General features: G+C 63.4%; 28 protein-coding genes and 1 pseudogene. 12 read left to right on the top strand and 17 right to left on the bottom strand.

The window, feature by feature from the left end; all coding sequences use genetic code 11:
- Nucleotides 1-30: 30 nt before the first annotated feature.
- The 3 genes from NKJ75_RS01050 to NKJ75_RS01040 are packed head-to-tail and all read left to right on the top strand — an operon-like array spanning nt 31 to nt 2,629.
- Entirely contained in the window at nt 31-798 is a 768-nt protein-coding gene (locus tag NKJ75_RS01050; protein WP_023744137.1) for an SDR family NAD(P)-dependent oxidoreductase, read from the top strand.
- Nucleotides 799-824: 26 nt separating this feature from the next.
- Nucleotides 825-1,820: a sugar phosphate isomerase/epimerase family protein gene (locus NKJ75_RS01045; protein WP_023744136.1), complete on the top strand. Its 996-nt coding sequence runs from the start codon at nt 825-827 to the stop codon at nt 1,818-1,820.
- Nucleotides 1,817-2,629: an SDR family NAD(P)-dependent oxidoreductase gene (locus NKJ75_RS01040; RefSeq protein WP_023744135.1), complete on the top strand. Its 813-nt coding sequence runs from the start codon at nt 1,817-1,819 to the stop codon at nt 2,627-2,629. The genes NKJ75_RS01045 and NKJ75_RS01040 overlap by 4 nt, the downstream gene beginning before the upstream one ends.
- A 408-nt stretch (nt 2,630-3,037) precedes the next feature.
- Here the strand turns inward: NKJ75_RS01040 and NKJ75_RS01035 are convergent, their stop codons facing one another.
- From NKJ75_RS01035 to NKJ75_RS01015, 5 genes are all read right to left on the bottom strand, one after another.
- On the bottom strand, nt 3,038-3,472 hold the full coding sequence (locus NKJ75_RS01035; RefSeq protein WP_023671095.1) for a hypothetical protein: 435 nt from the start codon (nt 3,470-3,472) through the stop codon (nt 3,038-3,040).
- A 655-nt stretch (nt 3,473-4,127) separates the two neighbouring features.
- Nucleotides 4,128-4,676 carry a dihydrofolate reductase family protein gene (locus NKJ75_RS01030; RefSeq protein WP_023744134.1) on the bottom strand — a complete coding sequence of 183 codons (549 nt, stop codon included), beginning with the start codon at nt 4,674-4,676 and terminating at the stop codon, nt 4,128-4,130.
- Between the two features lie 170 nt (nt 4,677-4,846).
- Nucleotides 4,847-5,116, bottom strand: a complete 270-nt coding sequence (locus NKJ75_RS01025; protein ID WP_023726509.1) for a PilZ domain-containing protein — start codon at nt 5,114-5,116, stop codon at nt 4,847-4,849.
- A gap of 59 nt (nt 5,117-5,175) precedes the next feature.
- On the bottom strand, nt 5,176-5,385 hold the full coding sequence (locus NKJ75_RS01020; protein ID WP_023671091.1) for a hypothetical protein: 210 nt from the start codon (nt 5,383-5,385) through the stop codon (nt 5,176-5,178).
- A 215-nt stretch (nt 5,386-5,600) separates the two neighbouring features.
- The gene (locus NKJ75_RS01015; RefSeq protein WP_023833641.1) at nt 5,601-5,975 is read right to left on the bottom strand and encodes a hypothetical protein; all 375 of its coding nucleotides are present in this window, start codon (nt 5,973-5,975) and stop codon (nt 5,601-5,603) included.
- Between the two features lie 145 nt (nt 5,976-6,120).
- On the opposite strand from NKJ75_RS01015, the gene NKJ75_RS01010 reads away from it, so the two are divergent.
- From NKJ75_RS01010 to NKJ75_RS00995, 4 genes are all read left to right on the top strand, one after another.
- Complete coding sequence (locus tag NKJ75_RS01010; protein ID WP_155923304.1) at nt 6,121-6,294, top strand: hypothetical protein; 174 nt, start codon at nt 6,121-6,123, stop codon at nt 6,292-6,294.
- 260 nt (nt 6,295-6,554) lie between these two features.
- Entirely contained in the window at nt 6,555-7,307 is a 753-nt protein-coding gene (locus NKJ75_RS01005) for a DUF4142 domain-containing protein (protein ID WP_023704147.1), read from the top strand.
- A gap of 31 nt (nt 7,308-7,338) precedes the next feature.
- On the top strand, nt 7,339-7,944 hold the full coding sequence (locus tag NKJ75_RS01000) for a general stress protein (protein ID WP_023704148.1): 606 nt from the start codon (nt 7,339-7,341) through the stop codon (nt 7,942-7,944).
- Between the two features lie 181 nt (nt 7,945-8,125).
- On the top strand, nt 8,126-8,746 hold the full coding sequence (locus tag NKJ75_RS00995) for a hypothetical protein (protein ID WP_352499047.1): 621 nt from the start codon (nt 8,126-8,128) through the stop codon (nt 8,744-8,746).
- A 47-nt stretch (nt 8,747-8,793) separates the two neighbouring features.
- Here the strand turns inward: NKJ75_RS00995 and NKJ75_RS00990 are convergent, their stop codons facing one another.
- The 3 genes from NKJ75_RS00990 to NKJ75_RS00980 all read right to left on the bottom strand — a co-directional run bounded on the left by NKJ75_RS00990 (nt 8,794) and on the right by NKJ75_RS00980 (nt 12,104).
- Nucleotides 8,794-9,942, bottom strand: a complete 1,149-nt coding sequence (locus NKJ75_RS00990; RefSeq protein ID WP_352499046.1) for an extracellular catalytic domain type 1 short-chain-length polyhydroxyalkanoate depolymerase — start codon at nt 9,940-9,942, stop codon at nt 8,794-8,796.
- Between the two features lie 208 nt (nt 9,943-10,150).
- Nucleotides 10,151-11,137, bottom strand: a complete 987-nt coding sequence (locus tag NKJ75_RS00985; protein ID WP_023686498.1) for an aldo/keto reductase — start codon at nt 11,135-11,137, stop codon at nt 10,151-10,153.
- Between the two features lie 226 nt (nt 11,138-11,363).
- On the bottom strand, nt 11,364-12,104 hold the full coding sequence (locus NKJ75_RS00980) for a FadR/GntR family transcriptional regulator (RefSeq protein ID WP_023828273.1): 741 nt from the start codon (nt 12,102-12,104) through the stop codon (nt 11,364-11,366).
- A 2-nt stretch (nt 12,105-12,106) separates the two neighbouring features.
- Between NKJ75_RS00980 and NKJ75_RS00975 the strand changes: the two genes are divergently transcribed.
- The gene (locus NKJ75_RS00975; protein ID WP_352499045.1) at nt 12,107-13,129 is read left to right on the top strand and encodes an NAD(P)-dependent oxidoreductase; all 1,023 of its coding nucleotides are present in this window, start codon (nt 12,107-12,109) and stop codon (nt 13,127-13,129) included.
- Nucleotides 13,130-13,164: 35 nt separating this feature from the next.
- Here the strand turns inward: NKJ75_RS00975 and NKJ75_RS00970 are convergent, their stop codons facing one another.
- Together NKJ75_RS00970 and NKJ75_RS00965 are read right to left on the bottom strand one after the other, a co-directional pair.
- On the bottom strand, nt 13,165-13,374 hold the full coding sequence (locus NKJ75_RS00970) for a hypothetical protein (protein WP_023828275.1): 210 nt from the start codon (nt 13,372-13,374) through the stop codon (nt 13,165-13,167).
- A gap of 10 nt (nt 13,375-13,384) precedes the next feature.
- Nucleotides 13,385-13,564 (bottom strand): hypothetical protein, encoded by a 180-nt coding sequence (locus NKJ75_RS00965; protein ID WP_027042769.1) that lies wholly within the window; start codon nt 13,562-13,564, stop codon nt 13,385-13,387.
- Nucleotides 13,565-14,062: 498 nt separating this feature from the next.
- Between NKJ75_RS00965 and NKJ75_RS00960 the strand changes: the two genes are divergently transcribed.
- The gene (locus tag NKJ75_RS00960; RefSeq protein ID WP_023828277.1) at nt 14,063-14,626 is read left to right on the top strand and encodes a hypothetical protein; all 564 of its coding nucleotides are present in this window, start codon (nt 14,063-14,065) and stop codon (nt 14,624-14,626) included.
- Between the two features lie 52 nt (nt 14,627-14,678).
- Nucleotides 14,679-15,173: a hypothetical protein gene (locus tag NKJ75_RS00955; RefSeq protein ID WP_155923739.1), complete on the top strand. Its 495-nt coding sequence runs from the start codon at nt 14,679-14,681 to the stop codon at nt 15,171-15,173.
- 12 nt (nt 15,174-15,185) lie between these two features.
- On the opposite strand, the pseudogene NKJ75_RS00950 reads toward NKJ75_RS00955, so the two are convergent.
- Nucleotides 15,186-15,893 (bottom strand): annotated as a pseudogene (locus tag NKJ75_RS00950) (SOS response-associated peptidase).
- Nucleotides 15,894-16,567: 674 nt separating this feature from the next.
- Between NKJ75_RS00950 and NKJ75_RS00945 the strand changes: the two are divergent.
- On the top strand, nt 16,568-17,455 hold the full coding sequence (locus NKJ75_RS00945; protein ID WP_352498331.1) for an AraC family transcriptional regulator: 888 nt from the start codon (nt 16,568-16,570) through the stop codon (nt 17,453-17,455).
- A gap of 314 nt (nt 17,456-17,769) precedes the next feature.
- Here the strand turns inward: NKJ75_RS00945 and NKJ75_RS00940 are convergent, their stop codons facing one another.
- Entirely contained in the window at nt 17,770-18,564 is a 795-nt protein-coding gene (locus NKJ75_RS00940; RefSeq protein WP_023671079.1) for a FadR/GntR family transcriptional regulator, read from the bottom strand.
- 3 nt (nt 18,565-18,567) lie between these two features.
- Entirely contained in the window at nt 18,568-20,010 is a 1,443-nt protein-coding gene (locus tag NKJ75_RS00935; protein ID WP_352499044.1) for an FAD-binding oxidoreductase, read from the bottom strand.
- A 161-nt stretch (nt 20,011-20,171) separates the two neighbouring features.
- On the opposite strand from NKJ75_RS00935, the gene gloA reads away from it, so the two are divergent.
- Entirely contained in the window at nt 20,172-20,582 is a 411-nt protein-coding gene (gloA, locus tag NKJ75_RS00930; protein ID WP_019856614.1) for a lactoylglutathione lyase, read from the top strand.
- A gap of 74 nt (nt 20,583-20,656) precedes the next feature.
- Here gloA and NKJ75_RS00925 read toward each other — a convergent pair whose 3' ends face one another.
- From NKJ75_RS00925 to NKJ75_RS00910, 4 genes are all read right to left on the bottom strand, one after another.
- Nucleotides 20,657-21,625: an ABC transporter permease gene (locus NKJ75_RS00925; RefSeq protein WP_352498329.1), complete on the bottom strand. Its 969-nt coding sequence runs from the start codon at nt 21,623-21,625 to the stop codon at nt 20,657-20,659.
- Nucleotides 21,626-21,629: 4 nt separating this feature from the next.
- Entirely contained in the window at nt 21,630-23,132 is a 1,503-nt protein-coding gene (locus NKJ75_RS00920; RefSeq protein WP_023740877.1) for a sugar ABC transporter ATP-binding protein, read from the bottom strand.
- Between the two features lie 5 nt (nt 23,133-23,137).
- Nucleotides 23,138-24,178: an ABC transporter permease gene (locus NKJ75_RS00915; RefSeq protein ID WP_245262508.1), complete on the bottom strand. Its 1,041-nt coding sequence runs from the start codon at nt 24,176-24,178 to the stop codon at nt 23,138-23,140.
- Between the two features lie 102 nt (nt 24,179-24,280).
- Nucleotides 24,281-25,351 (bottom strand): sugar ABC transporter substrate-binding protein, encoded by a 1,071-nt coding sequence (locus NKJ75_RS00910; protein WP_023683136.1) that lies wholly within the window; start codon nt 25,349-25,351, stop codon nt 24,281-24,283.
- Nucleotides 25,352-25,512 lie beyond the last annotated feature (161 nt).

Below are 25,512 nucleotides of genomic sequence, written 5' to 3'. Positions count from 1 at the left end.
ACCAAAGCTTGATTTGAAAAGAGTTCCGCCTTGTCCTTCGCCACCTATCCGAGCCTGTCCGAGCGCGTCGTGCTGATCACCGGCGGTGCGTCGGGCATCGGCGCCGACACGGTCCGCGCCTTCGCCGCCAATGGCGCACGAGTGGCGTTTCTTGATCTGCAGCAGGAGGCCGGCGAGGCGCTCGCGCGGGAACTCGCCGCCGCGGCAGCGCACGCGCCCCTGTTCCTGCGCTGCGATGTGACCGATATCCCCGCCCTCCAGGCCGCGATCGGCACGGTGCGCGACCGCCTCGGGCCTGTCGCAGTGCTGGTCAACAACGCCGCCGACGACAATCGCCTCTCGGTCGCCGACGTGACGCAGGAATACTGGGACCACGCCCAGGATGTGAACCTCAGGCACCATTTCTTTGCCGCCCAGGCCGTGCATCCGCACATGCAGGAATTGGGCTTTGGTTCGATCGTCAATTTTTCCTCGATCGCCTGGCGTTTCGGCGCATCAGAGATGGCCCCCTATGCGGCGGCCAAGGCTGCGGTGGTCGGGCTGACCTTCGCGCTGGCGCGGGCGTTTGGCCCCGACAACATCCGCGTCAACGCCATCGAGCCGGGCGCCGTCATCACCGACCGGCAGCGGGAGCTTTGGTACAAGACCCAAGGTTCGGTCGATCAGGTCGTGCAGCGCCAGGTGATCCGCAAGATTCTGCTCGGCGAGGAGATCGCGCGCACGGTACTGTTCCTCGCCGCCGACGACAGCCGCATGATCACCAAGCAGTCGATCACCGTGGACGCCGGCCTGCGATGACCCCACCTGACTCAAAGGATCGTTTCATGCTCGAGGTCGGCCTGAACCCCTACGGCCTGACCTATCATCTCGGCCTGCAGGGTCGCGGCACGCCACGCGCCAATCCTAGGCCTGCGGGGCTCGAAGGTTTCATCGCGCTGGCGACCGAACTCGGCGCGCGCGTGCTGGAGATCTGGGTGCCATGGCTGAGCGAGCTTTCCGACGACGCGGTGATCGCGCTACGCGAACGGCTCGCCGGCCTTGGCATCACGCCGGTCGTCAGCGGCGGCCTGCTGGTGGGCGAACCGCTCGACGATGCCTTTCGGGCCGCGCGCCTGCTCAAGGCCAAAATCATCCGCACGGCGCTGACGCCCATTCTCTGCGGCGACCGCAACGCCGCCGGCGAAAAATGGAGCGAGTACGCCGGCATCATTCGGGGGCGATTGGTGGAGTGGGGTCCCCGCGCGAATGCCGACGGGTATGTCCTTGCGATCGAAAACCACCAGGACTTTACCAGCCGGGAACTCGTCGATTTCTGCGCCCTCGGTGGTGACAGTGTGGGCGTCACCTTCGACACCGGCAACACGTTCCCGGTCGGCGAAGCGCCGCTCGATTTCACGCGCGCGATCGCCCCCCATGTCCGCCATGTCCACCTCAAGGATTACCGCGTGCAGTTCACGACCGAAGGTTACCGGCTAATCCGCTGCGCCATCGGTGACGGTGCTGTGCCGTTCGCCGAGCTGTTTGCAATTCTTGCCCAGCACCATGATCGCCTGACCGCCGTCCTCGAACCGGGCGCATTGGAGGCGCGGCATGTCCGCTATCTCAGCGACGACTGGTGGCGCGGCTATCCCCCGAAGACGGCACGCGAATTTGCCGCCTGCCTGGCGGCCGCGCAGCGCAACCGGCTGCCCGACGATGCCGACTACCGCACGCCTTGGGAGCGCGAAGCCGACGTCTCACTGGTTTCCTATGAGCTCGACATGATCCGGCGCAGCGCCGCCAACATGCGCAAATTTGGTTTGATGGAGAATATCCGATGACGGCACGTGAACTCGATGGATTGACCGCCTTCGTAACCGGCTCCGGCCGCGGCCTCGGCCGCGTGATGGCCGAGCGCCTGGCCGAACTCGGCGCCAATGTCGCGATTCACGACATGGACGAGGAAGCGCCGGCCAAATATGGCGAGTTCGCCAATCTGAGCGAAGTGGTCGAGCGCCTGAAGCGGCACGGCACGAAGGTGACGTCGGTGACCGGCAACATTGGCGACCAGAAGGCGGTGGCCGCGATGAAGCGCAAGATCGAGGCCGATCTCGGCGACGTCCATGTGCTGGTCAATTGTGCCGGCGGCGACATCGGCGCCAGGGGCGGCAAGCCGAACCCGAACAACGCCCTCGACATCGAACTCGACGACATCCGCGTGCTCACCGAGAACAATCTGATCGGCACGATGCTGGTCTGCCAGGCCTTCGTGCCGCCGATGAAGCAGCGCGGCGGCGGCTCCGTCATCAACATCGCCTCCGCGGCGGCACATCTCGGCTGCTCGCCCGAGGTCGTTTACTCCACCTTGAAGGCCGCGGTCGTGCATTACACGCGCTGTCTCGCCAAGGAACTGATCGACGACGGCGTGCGCATCAACGCGGTCAGCCCCGGCGCCACCAAGACGGCACGCTTCCAGGCGACCCGCGTGGTCGATCCGGAGCGCATGGATTCCAGCAAGAAGTCGCTGAACCGCTATGCCGAGCCGGAGGAGATCGCCGAGGCGGTGGCGTTTCTGGCTGGCCCGCGGGCGCGGTTTATCAACGGGCAGGTGCTGCGGGTGGATGGCGGGTTTACGATTTTTCCGGGGTGATGGGGCGGGCCTCGAATTTCAATTTCGGGGCCGAAAGCGGAAGTGCCGTTTTCGGGATTCCTGGGTTAAATTGCCCCCTCACGCCTCGAGCTTTTCGCAGCGTCAAAACGGCTGTGGAGGGATTGGCAGGCTATACCGCTGACGAAGCGCACATGTGACGCACCGAGGATAAGTAACCCCGCTTGGTCACGAGGGCGCTGCCGACCGGTTGGTCGAAACTGGCGCTGGTACTCGCTATTCACGAAATTGCCGATCACCCTGACGAGGTCCACTAAGCAATGGTGAACGTCATTTCTGAAGTCGCAAGCAACTCGGCCGCCCTACTCCATTGAGGTCAGCCATGCCTTCGCGGAGCCGACGCAATCTCTGCTGGAGCCTGCATGCTTCTTCAGGCGCAAGCGCTGTGTCTCAGTGCGGCATGAATCCTTTTCTCAGCCAAGCCAATATCTTGCTCCCATTGAGGACCCTGCGGACACGTCCGGCGGCCCAGCCAGCCTGCATGGTGGCGCCGGTGTGGCAACTGCAGACGATCTCATGCAACTGCCAATCGGAGAGTTCGAAGAAGCGTCTGGCTTCCCCGTAGGTATCCGATTGCATGCCCGATGCACGCAGCAGTGGATCGTCAAAGGCGACACTGATCGCCGATCCGACCGCGCGCGCTTCTCCGCGGACAGAGGGATGCAGATGCTCAGTCCCGGTGAGAGCCACAAGGGAGCGCGTCGGATTTCGATAGAGCAGTTCCGCCCACCGCTCTATCCGTTGCGTCCTTGTAGCCAGCAGAGCCGGCGATAGTGGACTGATGTCCGCGACTGACTGGAGTTGATCGAGTGTCTGGTGCTTCATGACTGCCTCCTGTTGGTCGTTCCAATCCCAAGGCCTTTGCTGCAGGATTGGCTCACACGCTAAGCCGCCTCGTAAAGGAGCGGCGGCCGATCAGGTGTTGCCACCAATCGCCCACAGGCACCACGCGGCGGCATCTGCAGCGACCCCAACTGCATTCCTTCGCCAATGTTCCAGCGGGATGAAAAAAACTGTGCGGCCGGCCGACCCGACGGACCCGGCTGGCGCACGCAGGATCCTGAACTGCTGGACGATGATGACGCAGGCCTGGAAAGGCGGCTAGGTTGGACCTTGCTTTTCAGGCTTGACCATGATGTTTCACTACCCGCTCGGTCATCGCGGGAAGGCCAGGAGCAGAGCCGCTGGCGGCAACGATGAGTTGCGGACGAGGTCGGGCGGTGGAGGACGACGCCCTTGGGCCGCCAGGTCACTGAAGGACCAACCGAAGCGGCGCTTCGGGCGAGGAACGGCGGCAAGGCCTCTTTGACCGGCATGGGGCGCATTGCTGACCGGCAGATTTTCGGCCGACAGCAGACCCTCTGCTGCTTGGGTACCCAGCACGCAAGCTGACATGTGAGACCTCGGTGCGAAGGCAGGGACCAGACCCACTGCGAACGTACGTGTTGGTTCGCATGTTGGCGCTGAAGCGCCTTATCGTTCAGCCTCGCGGCACATAGATCATATGAACCGTATCGTCATCGATCAATGTGCTCGACACCAGTTGCAGCGGAGGCCTTGCCTCGTGGAAGAAAGGCTTGCCCTTGCCGAGCACGAACGGCCTCACGTGCAGGTGATATTCCTCAATCAGGCCCAGCCCGGTCATAAGACCGGCCAGTTCCGGACCGGAAACGCTCAGGATACCCTCCGTGCGGGCCGCGATCTCGCGAATCTGCGCTTCAATATCGCCGGAGATGAGGGTGGCGTTCGGGCCGACCCGTGAAAGTGTGCGCGAAACGACCCATTTGGGCAGCTTGCGCCAGAGTGTCGCGAACTGGCGAAGCGAAGCATCCCATTCCGCGTGATCATCGTCCCAATAGCGCATGACCTCGTACATCCGGCGGCCATACACAGCGCCGGCATGGTTGCGAATCGTCTCGATCCAGTACTCGAAGTGCTTCTGGCTTGGTGCGCCCATGACCAGATTTCCGGCAAGGTCATCGACATAGCCATCGATGGAAACGTTCATTCCCAAGATAAGTTTGCCCAAAAGCAGCGCCTTCACATGGTCGGTTCACGGATTAACCGCTTGTAATTTGCAAGCAGTCAGACACTATAGCAACTGATTGCAAATCGCAAGCAGCATGGAAGGAAGCGTTCGTGCCGCAAACGAGCTCTGCCTTGTCCCATCAACCCTGCATCCGTCCCGGCTATCGCCCTCTACGCCTGCCTTCCCGAATCAAGCTGCACCCCAAGTCGCTCGTTCCGTCTCCACCGCACCACGGCGCGATAGCTGGTATGATCGACAGGCACGTGAAGGACGAAACGGTCGGGGATTGCGATATCGGCCTTCACCCGCAGCTCCGCACCGTGAGCGTGCTGGTTGCAAACCAGACAATTGATACTGGCGTCGCCAACGCGGATTGTCGCTTCCTTCAGAACAAGATCACGGATATGTGACCGTCGCTCTATCGGTGGGTCAGCCGGCATTGCCTTATCCCTCTGATTTGACGACCTGAAACTCTTCTGAACCCGGAATGGAAAGCGCACTACCGGCCCAGCGGTTGCCTCGAAAGACTGACGAGCTCGGCTTCGTCGACCACGCCGGCCATATAGTTCGCGATAATCCGGGATGCGATGGCGTCGCGTGCTTCGGGCGACTGACCGTCGCGCTTAAGCTGCTCGAATACACGGCCCAACAGCTCGAGTTCGGATGGCTGCAAAACGCCGGCCTCGGTGGCTTTGCGTCGAATGGGCATTTGTGATCCTCCACTGCGGTCAACAACATACGACCGCGGCAGGGAAACTCAACTCACCTGTCGAGGGCGCCGCGCGGGGGGCGCCGCGCGGGCGGCGCCGACCACAAATCCCGTTTACCCGAGCGGGGAGTTTTTCACTCAAAGCCACAGTGATCTGGCGTCCATACAAAGCCCGCCAGCAAAGCCGGCGGGCGCAATAGTCATAAGATACGCCACTAGAACCAGCTTCGGTCGCGTTCCTGGCTTTGCCCGAGCAGCATGCCGATCAACAACCCGGCAATGCCGCCAAGCACGAAAGCGCTGCTGATGGTGCCGGGATTTTGCTGGACGGCTTCGGACACCGTCTGCGCCTGCGATCTCAGCTGCTGCGTTGCCCGTGCCGCGCGCTCGGTCGCGCTGCCGTACCAGCCGCCGGCTTCGCCGACGGCATCTTCTGCGCGGTCGGCAAGCGTCCGGTTGATCTTGCTGATCTCGCGCTTCAGCGATGCGACCTGCTTCTCCAGGGCCTCCTGGGCCTCTCGGGCGGACATCTTCGGGGTGTCCTTGGGGGTGTCCTTCGCGGTGTCCTTCGGGGTGTCGTTGTCGGCCATGGCTGTTCCTTTCGTTGAGGCAGGGGGAACGGCCAACGGACAAGGATGGTTCCGCTGCCTGCGCTCACAGTCATTCGCCCGGCCGGCCGCCAACTTTGGGAACACTCTCCCGATCCAACGGTTGTGGTTGATGGAGGGCACGCATTTGTCGAATCGGTCGAGCCATGCTGAAACGCTGCGGACGGTCTCCGACCTGCTCCACCGCGCCCGCCGTGTCATCCGCGACGGCGGCCATGCGGCGGCGATGTTCGAAATAGATACGCTGCTGCAGGTCGCCCAGACAGAGGTTGCGCGCCGCCTCGAACGCAACGATCGCTGAACCTCGATAGGCCACCGCGGGCGCTATTCATTGCGGGCGGCGAAGGCCTCGTTTCCCTTTGCGATGGACTTGCAAGGCGCCCATCGAGCAGGTCGCCGTCCGCGCCACGCGTCGACATTGCAAAGGCGCAGAAGCCGAGGATGAGGGACCATCATCGCGGCATCGACCCTCCCTGTTATAACGCTTGGGCGGCGGAACAAAGCTTGGCCGCACTGGTTAGGCTCACAGCACGATGTGTGCCCCAACGAGGATTTCTGTCCATGAAAACACGTGTTCTTCTAGCTTCGCTGGCCACCGCCACAGCCATGGTCTTCGCCCTGCCCGCCTTCGCCGCCGACAGTGCTCAGGACTTTGTCGACAAGGCTGCCATCGGCGGCCTGTTCGAAGTGGACTCCAGCAAGATCGCAGAAGGCAAGGCCCAGGATCAAGGCGTCAAGGATTTCGCCAAGAAGATGATCGACGATCACGGCGCCGCCAACGCCAAGCTTGCGACCATCGCCGGCGAACAGAAGCTGAAAGTGCCGACGGAGCTGGACGCCAAGCACAAGGCCGATCTGGAGGCTCTGCAGAATGCCAACGATGCCGTCGACAAGCCCTATGTCCAGATGCAGCGCGATGCGCATTCGGAGGCGGTCACGCTGTTCGAGAGCTACGCCAAGGACGGCGACAACGCGCAGTTGAAGACCTTCGCCTCCGAGACCTTGCCGACGCTCAAAATGCATCAGGAAATGGTCGAGAAGATCGCTTCCGCCGACAATGCATCGTCGACCACCAGCTCCACCACCCCGGCCGTGAGCACGACCGACACCACCAATCCGGCCGCCCCGATCCCGGGTGCCAACAGCTTCACCGAGGATCAGGCGAAGAGCCGCATTCAGGATGCCGGCTTCTCCGGCGTGTCCAAGCTGACCAAAGACGACCAGGGCATCTGGCGCGGTCAGGCCACCAAGGATGGCAAGACCACGACCGTGGCGCTCGATTATCAGGGCAACGTCGTTGCCGGCGCCAACTGAACCTCTGAACCAGATCGAGGAGATCAAGACCATGAAAACCGTAACCGGACTTTTCGACAACTACGATGATGCCTCCGATGCCGTCGGCGAACTGGAGGCAATCGGCGTGCCGCAGGCCGACATCAGCATCGTCGCCAACAATTCGGACGACTGGTACGACGATGGCGACACCTCCAACGCCGCCGAGGATGCAGCCGGCGGCGCCGGTCTCGGAGCCGTCATTGGCGGCGCCGGCGGGCTTCTGACAGGGCTCGGCATCATGGCCATTCCGGGCGTCGGTCCGGTCGTGGCCGCAGGATGGCTGGCCGCCACCGCGGTCGGCGCCGTTGGCGGCGCGGTCGTCGGGGGCGCTGCCGGCGGCATCGTCGGGGCGCTGACCGAGTCAGGCGTCCCCGAAAGGGATGCGCATGTCTATGCGGAGGGCGTTCGCCGCGGTGGCACGATGGTGACCGCCAGGGTCAGTGACGAACTCGCCGACGAGGCCGAGCGTATTCTTGGCGAGTCCAACTCGGTCGATCTGCAAGACCGCCGACGCGCCTATGAAGCCGGTGGCTGGACCGGCTTCGATGCCAATGCCGACCCCTACACCGACATCGAGGCCGAGCGCGACAGAACGCGCAACGCCAGCCCACTCTGATCATCGAGCCCCGTCGCCGTACGGCGGCGGGGCCGAAGGTGCTGTCGGCGCACTGCAAGCGACGTTCAGATTCGGCCATAAGGGGCGGGTTCTATTCGGACCTGCCCCTTTTCGCTGTTGCCTTGGCTTGACCGGCTCTTGCCGTGTTAGCATCGAACCAACGAAACCAGCCCAGGAAAGCATGTGCCCGTCCCCGCAACTGATTGCCGAATGGCCGTTGTCGCCGTCAGCGACACTCGGGTCCGCCGTGCGCTCCAAGGGGATCGAACGTGAAGTCAGAGCCCGCCTGCCATGGGCAGTCAGGAAGCACGTCAAGGCCGAGACGGGGCGCATCGCATTGCGAATGTCGAGATCCGAAGCGGAAGCGTTCAAGGCCGCCTCTGCCAGTATCTCCAAAACACTGGAGGGAGTGGAGGCGCTGCCTGTGCTTCCACGCGAGGTCGAGGATATCCTTACGATCTCTTCGCGCGAGCGCCACAAATGGCTCAAGGACGGTCGGCTGCAAAGCACCGGCACACGCACCGTCAAGATGCGTGGGCGATCAAAGCCTGTCACCTTCCACGTTTTCGACCCGCGCCACATCGAGGACGTCCTGGACCGCGATCTGGCAACCGTGTGGAGAGAGCAGGATGTCCAGGAAGTCGCCGAGAATAGGCGGCGCGGCGCGGGCAAGGCCGCGTTGACGCGCGCGGGAAAGGGCACCGGCCAAGCGCGCACTGCGAGGAACGCCCGGGACACGGAGGGCCCGCCGCCCGGACTGAAGGGCTGGGATGCGTTCGAGGACGAAGGCCTGCTGCGATAATGATGCTGGTGCTTGCCCTTGTCCTTCGTGCGGGGCGAGCCTCCGCCTCAGCGCATCAATCCCGCTGCCCGCAGCGCGTCCTCGATGACCTTGGTAATCCCGCCCGCCGGACCGCCTGGCGGATTGACAGGCTCCGGGGCCGGATCGACACGGACAGCTCGCGGTTTTTCCTTCGGCGAGAAAGGCTGCAATGCAGTGCCTGAAGCGGCCTCGGCTTTCGCCGTGCGTCGTACCTCTGGCTTCGTCAGCCCCCAGAAACGGGCGATGTGGCGCGTCGAGGAAATCCCGACATCCAACATGAACGGCCCTGCTTTGCCGAGAGCATTGTCGCCGCTCGCCTGCAATGGTGTGCCATGGCCCATGCCGGCAATGCTGTATGCCTCGACCACGTCGCGGCCTTTGCCGTCGGACCAGACTTTTCGGCTCTGACCGTCGACCTTTTCCGTGCGTGTCGGCGCTTGAGCGAGGCCGTGCACGCCCTGCCATTGCGCCAGCACCGCGTCGGCATTGGAAGGCACCACGGTCGTATCGGCCGAGCCCTGCCAGACCGAAATCCTCGGCCACGGCCCCTTGTGCGGCGAGGCCTCCCGCAAAAGACGCTGCAGGTCGGTTCTGGACGGGCCGCCATGGCCACGCATGCGGTCGAAGGCTTCGGGGATGGTCGAGGCGCTGCCATAGGCAAGCCCGGCAATGATCGCGCCGCCGGCAAACACGTCCGGGTAGGTCGCCAGCATCACCGCCGCCATGGCGCCGCCGGCGGAAAGACCGGTGACGAAGATCCGCTTGCGGTCGAGACCGTGGGTGACCACCGCCGCCTCGATCATCTGGCGGATGGACAGCGCCTCGCCGCTGTCGCGGCTTATATCGCCCGGCACGAACCAGTTGAAGCAAAGATTGGCGTTGTTGGCGCGCTGCTGCTCGGGGAAAAGCACGGCAAAACCCTGCTCGTCGGCAAGTTCGGTCCAGCCGGAGCCATGATCGTACGCGGCGGCAGTCTGGGTACAGCCATGCAGCACCACGACCAGCGCTGCCTCCTTCGGCAGGTTTTCAGGGAGATAAAACCGCGCGCGCAAGGCGCCGGGATTGGACCCGAACCCTGTCATCTCGGACAGGTGGTCGTCCTTGCTCAGCCCTGCACCGGCTGGCCGGCCGCGCATCGCGCTCAGCCGGGCGATCGTATCGGATATGTCTCGCAAATCGCTATCCTTGCGCGCCGGAATGGGCAGACTCGTGCACACAACGCACACGCAGCAATATCGTTGCTGCACTGCACAATAACAAGCGGCGCGACCGATTAAATGACCCGGTGGATCACAGGATCCGCTGCACAGCTTGTAACGACGAGCGCAATTTGCGCCCGGCCGACCTCTTGTCAGTCAGCCGGTCGAGGCCGGCAGGCGCTGGTTACCAGCGCTGATGCACGTAGGGCTTGATGTTCTCATCATAGACCGCCTTCACCTTGGCCATCAACTCGGAGGAAAACGGCGCAAGCTCCGCCGCTTCCGCATTGGAAACCGCCTGCGCCGGATTGCGGGCGCCGGGAATGACAACCGTCACAGCGTCGAACATCAGGATCCAGCGCAGAGCGAATTTCGCCATGGTGGTGTCGCCTGACACCAGCGGCCGCACCTTCTCGACCGCCGCCAGCCCGACCTCATAGGGCACGCCCGAAAACGTCTCGCCGACATCGAAGGCTTCGCCATTCCTGTTGAACAGGCGATGGTCGGTGGTCTCGAACTTGGTGTCCGCCCTGAACTTGCCGGACAGCAGGCCGCTGGCCAGCGGTACGCGGGCGATGACGGCGACATCGTTCTTCTTCGCCTGGTCGAAGAACAGCTCGGCCGGGCGCTGGCGAAAGGGGTTGAAGATGATTTGCACGCTGACGACACCGGGATATTGCATCGCCTTCAGCGCCTCTTCGACGCGCTCGACGCTGACGCCGTAATTGCGGATCTTGCCCTGCTCGGTGAGCTTGTCGAGACGCTCGAACACCTCCGGATGATAGTAGAGATCGGTCGGCGGGCAATGCAGCTGCACCAGGTCGAGCGTGTCGGTCTCGAGGTATTTCAGGCTGCGGTCGATCCAGCCGGTGAGGTTCTCGACGCTGTAGCCCTCGACCGTCTGCTTCGGCAGCCGTCGTCCGGCCTTGGTGGCGATGAACGGGCGCGCGCCACCGCGTTCCTTCATCACCCGTGCGATCAGCTTTTCCGAACGGCCGTCGCCATAGACGTCGGCGGTGTCGAGGAAGCTGACGCCGGCATCGAGCGCGGCATGCAGGGCGGCGACCGCATCGTCGTCATTGACCTCGCCCCAGGCGGCGCCGATCGCCCAGGCGCCGAAGCCGATCTCGCTGACTGATCTGCCGGTACGGCCAAATTTCCGTGACTGCATTTTGCTTCCTGACTTGCGGCTTTGGGATGACGGTTCTGATTTCGGGAGCCTCATACCGCATGGCAACGCGATTGACATCCCTCTTCCTAGGATTTACCAGATTACAGGGTTGTATGACAACGGGGTAAGACTGCAACAGTGGGAGCCGGGAGGAACATGTCGCTGATGCGCGAACTCTATCTCGGCGGGTCGCCGGATGAGCAGTCCGTCAACCGTGGTTGGCTCCCTAATCGTGAACAGCTTTGTCGCGCAGATCCTCGAACCTGGCATAACTTTTGGTCAGATGGCTGCGCATGGCGCGGCGCGCGGCGTTGACGTCCCTGGCTTCGATGGCCCCGAGAATGGCGCGGTGCTCGCGCTGCATGCGGTCGAGATATTTTTCCCGCTCGGCCTCCGTCATCCGGTCGAGCCGCGTCCAATGGCGCGGGACCATGGCGCTGCCGAACGTGTCGAACAGCCGGGTGAAATTCGGGTTCTGCGTCGCGGCGAGAATGGCGCGGTGGAAGCCGAAATCCTCTTCCGAGCCGGAGCCGCCGGCACGCACCGCCGCCTCCAGCGCGTCGAGCCGAGCGCTCATCTGTTGAAGCGCCGCCTCGCTGCGCCGTTGGGCAGCGAGGCCGGTCGCCTCCACCTCGATGCCCATGCGCAGTTCGAGCACGCGCAGCACCTCGTCGATCGATTCGAGATCGTCGGGCAGCACGGAAAACGTCTTCGGCGGCGGATCCTTGGCGACGAAGGCGCCGAGCCCCTGGCGCGTGGTAATCAGCCCGCGCGCGCGCAGCGCCGCCAGCGCCTCGCGCACCACGGTGCGGCTGACGCCTGTGGCAGCAACAATCTCCTGCTCGGTCGGCAGCCGCTGCCCCGGCGCAAGGTCACCGGATTCGATCTGCGCAATCAGCGTGTTGACCAGACCCGTCCTCAGGTTGGGCGCCTGCGGTATGGCGTCGAAAGTCATGGGCTCCGCCATCGGTGGCACTCCGGTTCGATTCTTGTTCGAAGGCCGAATCTTATTCAAAGAATTGCATCGACGGGTGCCCGCCGCAAGGTGACGAAAGTTCGGCCCGCTGGCACGAGCCATGGGAGGATTGCATGAAAGAACGCATCGGCTTCATCGGCCTGGGCAGCATGGGCGCCTGCATGGCCGACAATCTGTTGCGCAAGGGCTGGCCGCTGACGGTCCATGTCCACCGCAGCCGCACCGCCGCAGACCGGCTGATCGCCGCCGGCGCCACCGAAGCGCCAAGCCCGCGCGAACTCGCCGCCGCCTGCGACATCGTGATCCTGTGCGTCACCGGTTCGCGCGAGGTCGAAGCGCTGGTCAAGGGCGCGGACGGGCTTGCTGCGGCCAAGACGCCGCTGCTGATCATCGACTGCTCGACCTCCAACCCGTCATCGACGACAGCGCTTGCCGCCGACCTCGCCCAGCAAGACATAACGCTGATCGACTCGCCGCTGGCGCGCACGCCCAAGGAAGCCACCGAGGGCAAGCTCGACGTCATGGTCGGCGGCCCGGCCGAAATCGTCGCCCGCGCGCGACCGGTGCTCGAAGCCTTCGCCGCGCGAATCGTCCACACCGGCCCGACCGGCAGCGGCCACACCATGAAGCTGCTCAACAATTTCGTCTCGATGGGCTATTCCGCGATCTACTCGGAAGCGCTGAGCCTCGGCACCAAAGCCGGGCTAACGCCGCAGGTCTTCAACAGCGTCATCTCCGGCAGCCGCATGGATTGCGGCTTCTACCAGGCCTTCTTCGATTTCGTCCTCAACCGCAACGAAAACGCCCAGCGCTTCGCCATCGCCAACGCGCTGAAGGACATGACCTACCTCGCCTCCTTCGCGCAAGCAGCCGGCATCGCCAATCCCATCGGCGCGGCGGTGCGCAATGGCTTTGCCACTGCCGTCACGACAGGCCACGGCGAGAAGTTCGTGCCGGCGCTGTCGGATATTGTGGCGGGGTTGAATGGGGTGTCGCTGGTGGAGCCGGCGGAGTGAAGAGCGGCTCGATTATCGCCGCCAATCACAAGCGGTCACCCCAGCACAGGCGGAGTAGGATCGTAGCCGATTGAAACGATCCCCGGATGCCGGTGGGCTATGGCGAGTATCTGGGTCTCAAGCTCGCAGTTATAGGCCATCAGCGCCTTTACGGTCTCAAGCGGGCTGTCATAGCGGGCAATCAACTTCACGGCTTCTGAGTGCAACTCGGCTTTCGCTTCCTCGTCAAAGTGCATCATACCCATTGCCGTCCTCCTATCGTGCCGCGCGACGTGGTGCGGTAAGCGCATCAAGCCGTTCCTGAAGATGCCCATTGAGCACGATCATTTCCTTCAGTGCCTTCATCACATCGCCCTTGTGGACGGCGATGAAATCTTCGGCGTGAGCTTGGAGAGCGGCTTCCTGCCGACTGTTTAGTGTCACGATGCGGTCCATAGCGATTACTCCAAGCGATGCATGGTCACAGTGAACAAAAAGAGAACATAAATGTCAAGGACGAATTGACTCGGCGAGGAACTCATTCCTATTTTCTAATATGCCCGAGCAGCCCAGAAAACCCCGCCGCCTTGTGCAGACCCTGAGCAAAGCACATGAGGTTGGGCAGCTGATCCGTGTCCGCTGCTTCAACTGCAACATCACGCGCCACTATCTGCCTGGCGACCTTGCCAAGCTGGTTGGAGACATTCCGTTTTGGGACGTTGACCGGCACATGCGTTGCGAGCGGTGCAAACGCCGCGAGCTTGACGTCGACATCCTGCTGCCCAGCGCGTCGGAGAGCATGAAAATACGCGTGAGACGGCTTGTTGAAATCCGAATGGTGCGCAGAGTGATTTGGCGTGACGAGACGTGATGGACCCCAAGGCCGTTCTACTTTCGCTTTGTGTTTTTGGACACAGCGTGATTACTTCAGGATGATTTTGAGGAAGGGGCTCAATGTTGAAAGCTATTGTGGCTGCCGCTTTCGCGTTGGCTCTAGCGGGCTGGACTTTGTCGGCCCACGGGGAAGATGCGTCCCGAGAGAAATGCACCTGTGATCTCGAACGTGGTCCCGTCCAAGAACATGGAGCCGTGGTGAACAATGCCACCGCCTGCTGGTCTACTGTAGATGTGCAACGACAGTGGTGCCAAATTACAGTGCAGGCACTAGAGGGCGATCTGAAGCACGACGCCATCATCAGGGAATTTATTCGGGCCGGCGATCCGGAAAGCTTAGTGGCCGTCCTTCAGAATTTGGCGGCGAGCTCGACAACGCCAGACGCGGACCAAAGCGAAGTTGCCAAAGCGAAAGCAGAACTCCCCGCTGTCATCAAGAGCTTCGACAAACTGACGGCAACCTGTATCGATGGGTTCCTTAAACCCTCAGAAAACAAAGAGGAGCGCACCGAGATTGTCGATGGCGCCTTTGCCTGCCGCGTTGGGAAGGAGACTGGCTGGTTGCGGCTTTCGTACATGGTAGGCGAGGTCCAATTCGTCTTTATGATCGCTCCACATGGCTGATTCATCGAAGAAGCCTCGCTCGTGGATTACGTGGATTGCAGGGACAGGGATCTTGGCGGCTATCGTCCTCGGGATTGCAGGCGGCCCCCTGGGGGAGTTTGGAAACTACCTTAAAGAACTGGGACGCAACTTCTTTTTCCCGCCATCGCAGGAAGTCAAAATAGACTTCAATGCCACCCGCGCCTGCTCACAAGGCAGGATGGTTGACCTCCGCAAGATGTTCGCAGACCCCAACACACCGCTTACCAACGGCGCTGACATGCTCACGATCTGCGATGTCGACTCTCTCCAGACCGTCCGCCCTAACCTACCGTACGAACTGTCGAGACGCTTCCCGGGATGCCTAGTCTGGCGGGGAAAGGAGAGTGGCGGCTTGATTATGGTGCGAAAGAGCGATGCCATTTGCGCCTTACCGGGCGGCACCAATTTCATGTGTGACGGCGCGAAGGCACGCCACTTTACAGGGACGAACACCATCGCAGATTCGGTTGACGCGGTGAAACCCTGTTCGGACGACACCCTGCGCCAATTTGGCTTTCGGTCCTGATCCCGCTTAGGCCTAAAACAGCGAACCTTGAGCCGGCGCCGGCGGCGCTTGAGTGGGAAACTTGATCTGCGTGGCAGGCTTCTCGACAATCACAAGGGCATCGTCCGGCGCAGTGCGCTGCAGCCGCTTGGCCTCGGACCATGGCGCGGTCAGCCACGTCTCCGTCTCCTCTTGCGTCCTCAGGATCACCGGCATCGCCTTTTCGTGGATCGGCTTGATGAGAGCATTGGGCTCGGTGGTCATGAATCCGTAGAGCTCGAAGTCGCTGGGGCCGTCCTTGACCTTTCGCACCCCATGCCACGCCGTCCAGAGGCCAGCGAAGAAGAACAGCGGGCGCTCCTCATTGAGCGCGAACCAATAGTTCCGCTGGACGCCTGTCTCGGGGTCTTTGTCGCCGGGCGTTGGGCTGGGTTCTGCGAAGGTCGTAACCGGCACCACGCAGCGGTTCTCGACACCGACATACTGCTGCCAATGGCCATATTGCGGGTTGCGGATGTTGGTGGTGCCATAGTCCGCCTTGCCCTTCACCCGCTCGGCCGGCGTCGGCATACCCCAGAGCAACTTCGCCATCTCGCGCTGCCCGTCCGAGGCACTGCGGACCACGGGCCCAGGCATGTTGGGATATCAACTGATGGCTCAAGGTTGCCCAGAATGTCCCGAACGTCCGCGTCCACTGGCGGATGGCTCTTGAGACGTGGTGAGATTGTAGAGATTGCAAATGGCCACACTCTGCCGTGAGAGCATGCCGGCGACTAGCGGAGAAATTGTGCTGGCGTTTTCGGTTTTTGCCGCGAGTTGAACGGGGTGTCGCTGGCGGAGGCGCCCATGCGTGAGATGCGATAGTCTGACGCGCCAGCAGGCTAGTTTTCTCAATGGAAGTGGAAAAATGCGAAAACGCCTATTTGGCGCTGGAAAATTATGCGTTTGCGCATATTCATAGTGGCTGAGCGGATTCTTCCGCTTTGATACGACTTCCCCGGATGGCTCGGGGAAGAAGGCACCCGTAGCAGGGGTGCGCCATCCAGCGACGCCCGGTGGGGCGGGGTGTGAGCGCTTTTGCGGGCCGACTCACCCCTCCATCGCGCTGGAATGTCAATTGATCCTGATTTCATGACTCGGTGACAAGAGTCCCGGCCGAAAAACCGATTCGTTTCAAGGCTTTCTGGGGATAACGGGCCTGATCGGTGGAAAACCGGCCAAGGATTCCGACGAAACGGCTCAATGAGACCGTACACCGACTCCTTCATGGCACCGGCGGCGCCGGCCCCCTCGGCAGATCGGGCGCGCCTCTCGCCACCGCTGGCCGCACCCCTCCATCCATGCCAAACCGCAAGATCGGTCGAGCGCGACATCTCCAAGAGCGCCTATCTGGTGTCGCCACGCAGGACGAGACGATGAAGACGGCACTTGAAAACTACCATGCCCGGATGCAGCGGGTGCTGGACCACATCGACCAGCATCTGGACGGCGATCTGGGCCTGGAAGCGTTGAGCGGCGTCGCGGCGTTCTCGAAATACCATTTCCACCGGCAGTTCACGTCAACCTTCGGCTTGTCCGTGCATCGCTATGTCCAGCTCGCCCGCCTGAAGCGCGCTTCGTACCGGCTTGCCGAGAGCGACGCCCAAAGCGTCACCGACATAGCGATGGATGCCGGTTACGACGCACCGGATGCCTTCGCCCGCGCCTTTCGGCAACGGTTCGGACAATCGCCTTCGTCGTTCCGGAAGTCTCCCGACTGGGGGGCGTGGCTCATGGCCTTCGGGCCGCTCGACAAAGCAAGGACCACGCTCATGCAGATAATCTTCGAACCCGCCGACGTGATGATCCGCGATGTGCCGCCGACGCCGGTGGCGATCATGGAGCATCGCGGCGACCGGGCGACGCTCCAGGACACCATCCAGCGCTTCATCGCCTGGCGCAAGGCGGCCGGGCTCTCGCCCGAGACAAGCCCGACCTTCAACATCTTCCGTTCCGAAAGGGAGCCGGCGAACCCGGCCGATTACAGCATGGATATTTGTGCCGGAACCGACCTGCCGGTAGAAGGCGGGCCGATCGAGGCCGCGCAGATGAAGGCCGGCGTGATCCCCGGCGGACGCTGCGCGGTGCTGCGCTATCCCGGCAACACCAACAATCTCGAGCCCGCAGCGCTCTACCTCTACCGCGAATGGCTTCCGGCCAGCGGCGAGGAGGCGCGCGACTTTCCGATCTATTGCCAGCGGCACTTTTCGTCGAACGGACCGGTGCGCGAAGTGGTGCTTGAGCTGTTTCTGCCGCTGAAATAGCGCGGTGGGGTGGCGGCCTATCTCCGGCCCTGAGCTGGTTGAGCCGACGACCGTGTGAAATCTGATATGGCGCTCCCCCACTCCGTCTCGGCTTCGCCGAGCCACCTCTACCCCCACATTCGTGGGGGAGAGGAAACCAAAGCTTTTGAAGGGCTGCGATCTCGGAGATTGGCATTTCCTCATCCCCCATGAAATGGGGGGTCCGAGAGACCCGTGGCTCGCCCCGGCAAGGTGGCTCGGCGAAGCCGAGACGGAGTGGGGGTCAGCGCCGCCATAGGCGATTGGCCCAGCGCGCGGACAAGGCAAGGCTATCCCTAAGCCTGCCCGCGCACAGCCTTCCGCAACCGCGAATGCCGTACCGGAGACGCTGCCTCAGGCCCCGGCGCTATCTCCGCAGCTTCCCCCTCATGCAACCCCACCCGCAGCGCCGCGCCCGCCAGATGGTCGCGCATCGCGGCTTGCGCCCCTTCGGCGTCGCCGGCACGGATCGCTCTCAGGATGCGCTCATGTTCGCCGAGCGTGATGCGGGCCATGTCGTCCGACTTTTGCTGGTTGCCGGCGGCGAGAATGCTTTCGCGCACCCGCTCGGACACGAAGACCAGGAATTGGCCCATGTAGGAATTGCGCGTCGCCTCGGCGACGGTGCGGTGGAATTCGAGGTCGCTGCGCAGCCAGGCGACGCTGCCATAGGGGGCGGCGCGCATGCCGGACAGCGCATCGCCCATGGCTTTGAGATCGGCGTCGCTGCGCCGTTTTGCGGCAAGGGCCGCCGCCTGCACTTCGAGGATGCCACGCAGTTCGAACAGATTGCGAAACGAGTCGGCGCGCTGCAGCGTCTCATGGTCGATGGTCAGCACCGTCGGGTTGTTGCTCTCGACCACGAAGGCGCCGCGCCCCTGCTGCGACCAGATTCGGCCTTCCGAGCGCAGCCGCGCGATCGCCTCGCGCACCACGTTGCGGCTGACCCCGAAAGTGGTTGCCAGCGCCGCCTCGGTCGGCAGCTGGTCACCCGGCTTCAGCCGCCCTTGCGCGATCTCGCGCGAGATGGAACTGGCCACCAGAGTGGAGAGGTGTGGGCCGCGATTGACCTTGTCGAGTTTCAGCGTCATCGCTCACCTATAGTCGACGGCGGGTGCCGGCGCCAGAATGCGGCCGTTGCTGAGAATGTGGCGCGGGTCGAATGCGTCCTTGATGCCGGCGGCGAGGTCGAGCGTCACCGGATCGATGCGGTCGAGGAATGCCTTCTGCTTGACCCGGCCAATGCCGTGCTCGGCGCTGATCGAGCCGCCATAGCGGTCGACGACAGTGAAGATCTCGGCTTCCGCCTGCTCGAACAGATGTTCCATCGCCTCGGTGCCCATGCCTTCCGGCGGCACGACGTTGAGGTGGATGTTGCCGTCGCCGACATGGCCGTAGGTGACAGCCAGGGCGTCGGGCCGGGCTTTCTCCAAGGCGGCCAGCGCATCGGTGACGAAATCGGCAAGCCTGGAGATCGGCACCGACACATCGGTGCGCAGGTAGCGGCCTCCCCTGCCCTGCCGCTCGACCATGATCTCGCGATAAAGCCACAGCCGCTCGCCCTGCGCCCTGGTCGAAGCGATGACGCCGTCCTCGACGATGTCCTCGACGCTGCCGAGAAAATCCAGAAGCATATTGGAGAGGTCGATCAGCCCGCCCGACGACACCTCGATCAGCACGTAGACGGGATAGGGCTGGCTGAGCGGATCGAGAAAATCCTTGCCCTCGCGCATGGTGATCTCGATGCCGCCGCGCAGGATCAGCTCGAAGGCGGTGAGCAAATCGCTGCAATCGCGCCGCGCCCTTGCATAGAGTGCCATCGCGTCCTCGACGGTGCGCAAGCCGACCAGCGCGGTTTCGATCTGCGTCGGCTTGGGGAATAGTTTCAGCGCCGCCGCGGTGACGATGCCCAGCGTGCCCTCCGAGCCGATGAAGATCTGCTTCAGATCATAGCCGCGATTGTCCTTGCGCAGCACTTTCAGCCCGTTCCAGATGCGGCCGTCGGCCAGCACCACTTCGAGGCCAAGCACCAGGTCCCGCGTCATGCCGTAGCGCAGCACGTTGAAGCCGCCGGCATTGGTGGCGACATTGCCGCCGATGCGGCAGCTGCCCTGCGCGCCGAAGGTGATCGGCAGCAGGCAGTCGCTCGCTTCAGCCTCGCGCTTGGCATCCTCGAGGATGCAGCCAGCCTCGACCACCATGGCAAAGTCGATCGGGCTGATCGAACGGATACGGTTCATGCGCTCCAGCGAGATGACGATCTCGCCGCCATCCGCCGCCACTGCGGCGCCGACGAGCCCGGTCAACCCGCCTTGCGGCACGACCGGAATGCGCTCGGCATGGCAGAACCGCATCAGCGCCGACATTTCCTCCACCGAAGAGGGCCGCGCCACGGCCAGCGGCCGGCCGAAATGATCGCCCGACCAATCGCGGCTGTAGCGCGCCAGATCCTCTTCCTCGGTCAGCAGCCCGCCATTCGGCAGCAGGCCGGCCAGGGCTGCGATCTGCGATCCGGAGGGTGGCGGCACGGCATTCATGGATTGGCTCTGGGCCCCTCGGCAAAACGGTTGGACAAATACCGGCGTTGTCGTGTTATCATACAACCCTGATTGAGAACATCAAGCGAGGCCATCTTGCCGCCAAGCGTTCGATGTGGATGATCAGACTCGCAAATCACAGAATTCGGAGGACTTCCCCAATGAGCGACGCCCCGGGCTTTCGCTATATGCACACCATGATCAGGGTGCTCGACCTCGACAAGTCGATCGCCTTCTACACCGAGGTGCTCGGCATGACCCTGCTGCGCCGCGACGACTACCCCGGCGGCAAGTTCACCAACGCCTTTGTCGGCTATGGCCCCGAGGACAAGGAAGCCGTCGTCGAGCTGACGCTGAACTGGGGCCGCGAGGAACCCTACGAGATCGGCACCGGCTTCGGCCATCTGGCGCTCGGCGTCAACGACATCTACGCCGTCTGCGCCGAACTGGAAAAGCGCGGCGCCAAGATCCCGCGCAAGCCCGGCCCGATGCAGCACGGCACCACCCACATCGCTTTCGTCGAAGACCCCGACGGCTACAAGATCGAGCTGATCGGCCTCGACACAATGTGATCCGATCGGGCCGGACCGCATCGGCCTCGCGCCGATGCGGTCCCGTCCTGTCCGCGCTTGCCTGGGAGGCGGGATCACTTGATGACCGCGATCTTGCTGCGGTCGATGGTAATGGCGACGGCAGCGATCAGCACCGCGCCGAACACCATATTTTCCAGGAAAATGTTGACGCCGACAAAGGTCATGCCGATGCGCACGATCGAGATGATCAGCGCGCCGACCGCCGTGCGGGCAACGCCGCCGAGCCCGCCGGTGATCGCCGTGCCGCCGACAATGACGGCGGCGATGGCCGGCAGCAGCAGCTGGTTGGCCAGCACCGGCGAGCCGCTCGACAGCCTGGCCGCCAGCACGACGCCGGCGATGGCCGCGAGCATACCCGACGCGGCAAAGGCGATGATCTTGGTGCGGTCGACATTGATGCCCGCCGCCCACGCCGCCGGCTCGCCGGCGCCGACCGCAATCGCCTGGCGGCCGAAGCGTGTGTAGCGCAGCGCCAGAAAGGCGGCGATGCCGATCACCGCCGAAATCAGCACCACCACGGGAATGCCGGCGACAGTGGCGTTGATCCAGGCGGTGTTTTCGCGACCAGCCTCCTCGATGGTGATGGCGCGGCCATTGGAGACCCATAGCGCCAAGCCGGTGACGACGCCGCCGGTTGCGAGTGTCGCGACGAAGGACGGCACGCGCAGCTTGACGTGGACGACGCCGCTCAGGATGCCGAAGGCAAGCCCCGACAGGATCGCCACCGGAAAGGCGGCAAGGCCGAGCGAAGGCAGCAATTGCGCCAGGATGACGCTGGCCAGCGATGCCACCGCCTGGATCGACAAATCGATGCCGCCAAGCAGGATGGCGAAGGTGACGCCGGTCGCCAGGATGAACAGCACGGCAGTGTTGGCAAACAAAAGCGCCACGGTCTCGCCGGTCAGGAAGCCGGGCGCGGCGATCTCGATGATCAAAAGCAGGCCGACCAGCAGCACCAGCGGAATGGCGCCTTGCGTCCACTTGCCCTCGAAAACCCGCCTGATGGAGAACGCTTCATTCATCGGCTCACACCATTGCCCTGAGAAGATCGACCTGGTTCGGCTTGTTGCCCGGGCTGGCATCGAAGCGCGCGGTGATCTCGCCATCGCGCATCACCAGCACCTGGTGCGACAGGCCGATCGTTTCCTCCAGCGTGTCGGAAATCAAAAGAATCGCCACGCCTTGCGCGGAGAGATCGCGCACCAGCTCGTAGACCTCTTCCTTGGCGCCGACATCGAGCCCGCGTGTGGGATGGTCGAGCACCAGGATGCGCGAGCCCGCCGTCATCCAGCGCGCCAGCACCACCTTCTGCTGGTTGCCGCCGCTGAGTTTGCGGCAGGCGGCATCGGGGCCGGGCGCCTTGATGCGCAGCCGCTTGATCCAGTCGGCGGCAAGCCGGCGCTCCTTGCCATAGTCGATGGCGCCATGGCGCATGACGCTGGAGAGATCGGCCAGCGAAATGTTCTCCGCGATCGACAGGAACATCACCAGCCCTTCGAGCCGGCGCTCGCGCGGGACATAGCCGATGCCCTTGCGCACCGCCGGTTCCGGCGAGGAGAAGCGCACGACATCGCCGGCGATTTTCATCTCGCCCGCATCATGCTGGACGAAGCCGCCAACGGTGCGCGTCACCTCCTCGCGGCCGGAGCCGACGACGCCGGCAATGCCGACGATCTCGCCCGCCCGGATCGAGAGATCGACGCCGTGATAGAAACCGTTGGCGCCAAGCCCCTTGGCCTCGACCATCACGATATCGCGCGGCGCCAGCTGGCGGGCCTCGCGGAAATATTCGGCCTGCAGGCCGCGCCCGACCATGATCTCGTGCAGCTCCGGCGCGGTGACTTCGGCTGCACGATGTTCGGCAACGACGGCGCCGTCCTTCATCGTGTAGACGCGATCGGAAATATTGAGCACCTCGTCGAGCCGGTGCGAGACGAACACAAAACTGGCGCGGGATTTAAGCGAGCGCACCCGCGCGAACAGCACCTCGATGTCGGCGGCGTTGAGCACCGAGGTCGGCTCGTCGAGCAGGATGAGCAACTGCCGCTCGACCACTTCTTCCAGGGTCAGCGCCTTGGCGAGCTCGACCATCTGGCGCGCGGCGAAGGTGAGTTCGGAGGTGCGCGCGGTGACGTCGATGTCGATGCCGATCTTGGCCAGTTGCCGCCGCGCCGCCGCGTTCATGGCGCGCCAATTGACGAGGCCGAAGCGGGTGAAGCGGTCCTCTTCGCCGAGATAGATGTTTTCGGCAACCGTCAGGTTCAGCACCAGCGACTGCTCCTGGAACACCATGCCGATGCCATGCCTGGCCGCATCACGGGCGTTGCGCATGCGCAGCTGTTCGCCATCCAGCGTGAGCGAGCCGCCATCCGGCCGGTAGCCGCCGGCCAGCACCCGCATCAGCGTCGACTTGCCGGCGCCGTTCTCGCCGATCAGCCCGACAACTTCATTGGGCCGCACCTCGATGGAGACGTCGCGCAGCGCCTGGACGCCGGGGAAATTCTTGATGATGTTGGACGCCTGCAGCATGGCGTTCACTTGACGATTTTCAGGCGGACACGGTCGAGCGACAGCGCCACCGCGGCGATGATCATCAGACCCTGCACCGTCTGCTGGATGTAGGGCGAGATGCCGAGCAGGATCATGCCATTGGCAAGCACGGTGACGATCAGCACACCGATCAGCGTGTTGACGACGCCGCCCTCGCCGCCGGTCAAAGCGGTGCCGCCGACGACCACTGCGGTGACCGCTGCAAACAGCCTGCCGTCGCCGATGACGGCGTGCGACTGGCCGAGCTGTGCCGCGGCCAGCACGCCGGCAATGCCGAAGAAGAACCCTGCCAGCGCAAAAGCGGTGATGCGCACGCGCACGACATTGACGCCGGAGAGCTTGGCGACATCCTCGTCGCCGCCGATCGCCAATATGTGGCGGCCGAGCTTGGTGTGATACTGGATGACAGTGGCGAGCAGGAAGGCGCCGAACGCGACCCAGACCGCCACCGGCAGGCCGAGGAAACGGTGCAAGGCCAGGTCGCGGATCGAGGCGTCGTTCAGCTTGATGGCCGTGCCGCCCAGCATATAGACCGACAGGCCGAGGCCGATGAACCACATGCCGAGCGTGCCCATGAAGGACGGGATGCGCAGCATGGTCTGGACGAGACCGCTGACGAAGCCCATGGCGGTGCCGGCGGCGATGGCAGCGAGCACCGCCCACCAGCCATAGTCGTTGCCGTTGCCGTCATTGGCGGCGAGCAGCACAAGCACCATCGCCGCCACCGAAAGCGTGCCTTCGACTGCGAGGTCGATGCTGCCCATCAGGATGATGAAGGTCAGCCCCATGGCCAGCGTCAGCGGCACGGCGGCGGAATTCGCAAGCCGCACCAGATTGCGCAGCTCGATGAAATTGGGATTGGCAATGGCGATGAGTACGCAGAGTACAATCAGCACCGCCAGCGGCGCCAGGCTGCGCCAGCGCCTGCCGCCCAGGAATGTCGCGATGCGGCCGGGGAACGGTGTCATGGGCGTCGTCCGCTCGATGTCCGAAACGGACTTCAGGGGTTCTGTATGGATTGTCAAGAAACCGCTTCCCGTCTGCTGGTGACAGCCGTCGCGACAAGGGGATCGCGACGGCTGCGGGAGGAAGCGGGCCGCCAGGGAGTTGCAGCCCACTCCGATGGATCAGGTGCGGATTGCTCCGGTGACCCGGCCCCACAGATCGTTCCAGTCGATCTCGGGCTTCGCATCGACATTGGTCTTGTAATATTCCTCGACATTGTCGTGCGAGATCAGCACCGCCTTGCCGTAGAACTCGCGGTGCTCCGGGGGCTCCTTGGTCGGGTCGAACTTGCCGATCTTGGCGTTGTAGCCGATGGCTAGACCCATGCCGCCCTGCCAGAACGGATCCGAAGTGACCGTGCAGGCGAACTCGCCGGTGCGCACCGCATCGACCGCCGTCTTGATGCCGTCGACGCCGACGATCGGCACCTTGCCGGCGAGATTTTCGGCACGCAGCGCTTCCAGTGCGCCGGAGCCCATATCGTCATTGGCCGCCCAGATGCCCTTGATGTCGTCGCCGAAGCGGGTGAGCAGATTGCCCATCAGGTCGAAGGCTTCGGTCGACTTCCAGTTGGCGACCTGAAAGTCGAGCAGCTTGATGTCCGGGTTGGCGGCGAGCGCCGCATCGAGGCCCTTCTTGCGTTCGATCGCCGCCGTGGTCGAGATCAGGCCGCCGAGTGCGACGATGCCGCCCTTGCCGCCAATGGTCTTGAACAGGATCTCGGCGATGGTCTTGCCGCTGTCGATGCCGTCGAACTCGATATGCGAGACATAGTTCGGGTTGAAATCCTTCGGGTGCAGATCCCCAGGCTTGTTCCACTGCGTCACCACATAGGCGCCGGCCTTGGCGCAGGCCTCGACGATCGGGCGCGCATCGGGCGTGTCGTTGGGATCGGAATTCAGCACCATGTTGCCGCCGGTCTTGGCCAGCATCGCCTTGATGTCGGCAATGCCCTTCTCGCTGTTGCCTTCCGAAACCAGCGTGACGTGTTCCAGCCCGGCCCATTTGGCATACGCTTCGGCGCCGGTCTTCCACACCGCGTGATAGGGGTTGGACAGCGAGCGGATCGACGTCACCAGAGTCGGCTTGTCCTGCGCGCGCAGCACGCTCGGCATGGCGAGTGCCGCCACGCCGGCGGTGGCGCCCATCATCAGCGTGCGCCGGTTGACCGCAAAATTCTTCGTGTCGTTCATACCTCGAAACCTCCCGATTGAATTCTGTTCCGCCCGGCATCTTGCGCAGGGAGCGCGGCCGGGACCTCCTGGTGAGGATCGTCGAGCTCCTCCACTTGTACGACAACCCTTCAACACGATAACCATACCCTTTCTCTTGACGCGGCACAAGCGACTTGAGA

Origin of the sequence: Mesorhizobium sp. M0058, assembly GCF_040323095.1 — a bacterium.
Taxonomy (GTDB): domain Bacteria; phylum Pseudomonadota; class Alphaproteobacteria; order Rhizobiales; family Rhizobiaceae; genus Mesorhizobium.
Note: the sequence above shows the minus strand (reverse complement) of the source record. Positions and strands in the feature narration are given on the sequence as shown.

What these genes read in the sequence shown, in the direction of transcription:
- NKJ75_RS01005 (WP_023704147.1), top strand. Translation starts at nt 6,555, where the DNA reads ATGAAAACACGTGTTCTTCTAGCTTCGCTGGCCACCGCCACAGCCATG.
- NKJ75_RS01045 (WP_023744136.1), top strand. Translation starts at nt 825, where the DNA reads ATGCTCGAGGTCGGCCTGAACCCCTACGGCCTGACCTATCATCTCGGC.
- NKJ75_RS00985 (WP_023686498.1), bottom strand. Translation starts at nt 11,137, where the DNA reads ATGCAGTCACGGAAATTTGGCCGTACCGGCAGATCAGTCAGCGAGATC.
- NKJ75_RS00925 (WP_352498329.1), bottom strand. Translation starts at nt 21,625, where the DNA reads ATGAATGAAGCGTTCTCCATCAGGCGGGTTTTCGAGGGCAAGTGGACG.
- NKJ75_RS01040 (WP_023744135.1), top strand. Translation starts at nt 1,817, where the DNA reads ATGACGGCACGTGAACTCGATGGATTGACCGCCTTCGTAACCGGCTCC.
- NKJ75_RS00945 (WP_352498331.1), top strand. Translation starts at nt 16,568, where the DNA reads ATGAAGACGGCACTTGAAAACTACCATGCCCGGATGCAGCGGGTGCTG.
- NKJ75_RS00970 (WP_023828275.1), bottom strand. Translation starts at nt 13,374, where the DNA reads ATGGGTATGATGCACTTTGACGAGGAAGCGAAAGCCGAGTTGCACTCA.
- NKJ75_RS00920 (WP_023740877.1), bottom strand. Translation starts at nt 23,132, where the DNA reads ATGCTGCAGGCGTCCAACATCATCAAGAATTTCCCCGGCGTCCAGGCG.
- gloA (WP_019856614.1), top strand. Translation starts at nt 20,172, where the DNA reads ATGAGCGACGCCCCGGGCTTTCGCTATATGCACACCATGATCAGGGTG.
- NKJ75_RS01020 (WP_023671091.1), bottom strand. Translation starts at nt 5,385, where the DNA reads ATGCCCATTCGACGCAAAGCCACCGAGGCCGGCGTTTTGCAGCCATCC.
- NKJ75_RS01035 (WP_023671095.1), bottom strand. Translation starts at nt 3,472, where the DNA reads ATGAAGCACCAGACACTCGATCAACTCCAGTCAGTCGCGGACATCAGT.
- NKJ75_RS01000 (WP_023704148.1), top strand. Translation starts at nt 7,339, where the DNA reads ATGAAAACCGTAACCGGACTTTTCGACAACTACGATGATGCCTCCGAT.
- NKJ75_RS00960 (WP_023828277.1), top strand. Translation starts at nt 14,063, where the DNA reads ATGTTGAAAGCTATTGTGGCTGCCGCTTTCGCGTTGGCTCTAGCGGGC.
- NKJ75_RS01025 (WP_023726509.1), bottom strand. Translation starts at nt 5,116, where the DNA reads ATGCCGGCTGACCCACCGATAGAGCGACGGTCACATATCCGTGATCTT.
- NKJ75_RS00965 (WP_027042769.1), bottom strand. Translation starts at nt 13,564, where the DNA reads ATGGACCGCATCGTGACACTAAACAGTCGGCAGGAAGCCGCTCTCCAA.
- NKJ75_RS01015 (WP_023833641.1), bottom strand. Translation starts at nt 5,975, where the DNA reads ATGGCCGACAACGACACCCCGAAGGACACCGCGAAGGACACCCCCAAG.
- NKJ75_RS00995 (WP_352499047.1), top strand. Translation starts at nt 8,126, where the DNA reads ATGTGCCCGTCCCCGCAACTGATTGCCGAATGGCCGTTGTCGCCGTCA.
- NKJ75_RS00910 (WP_023683136.1), bottom strand. Translation starts at nt 25,351, where the DNA reads ATGAACGACACGAAGAATTTTGCGGTCAACCGGCGCACGCTGATGATG.
- NKJ75_RS00935 (WP_352499044.1), bottom strand. Translation starts at nt 20,010, where the DNA reads ATGAATGCCGTGCCGCCACCCTCCGGATCGCAGATCGCAGCCCTGGCC.
- NKJ75_RS00940 (WP_023671079.1), bottom strand. Translation starts at nt 18,564, where the DNA reads ATGACGCTGAAACTCGACAAGGTCAATCGCGGCCCACACCTCTCCACT.
- NKJ75_RS00980 (WP_023828273.1), bottom strand. Translation starts at nt 12,104, where the DNA reads ATGGCGGAGCCCATGACTTTCGACGCCATACCGCAGGCGCCCAACCTG.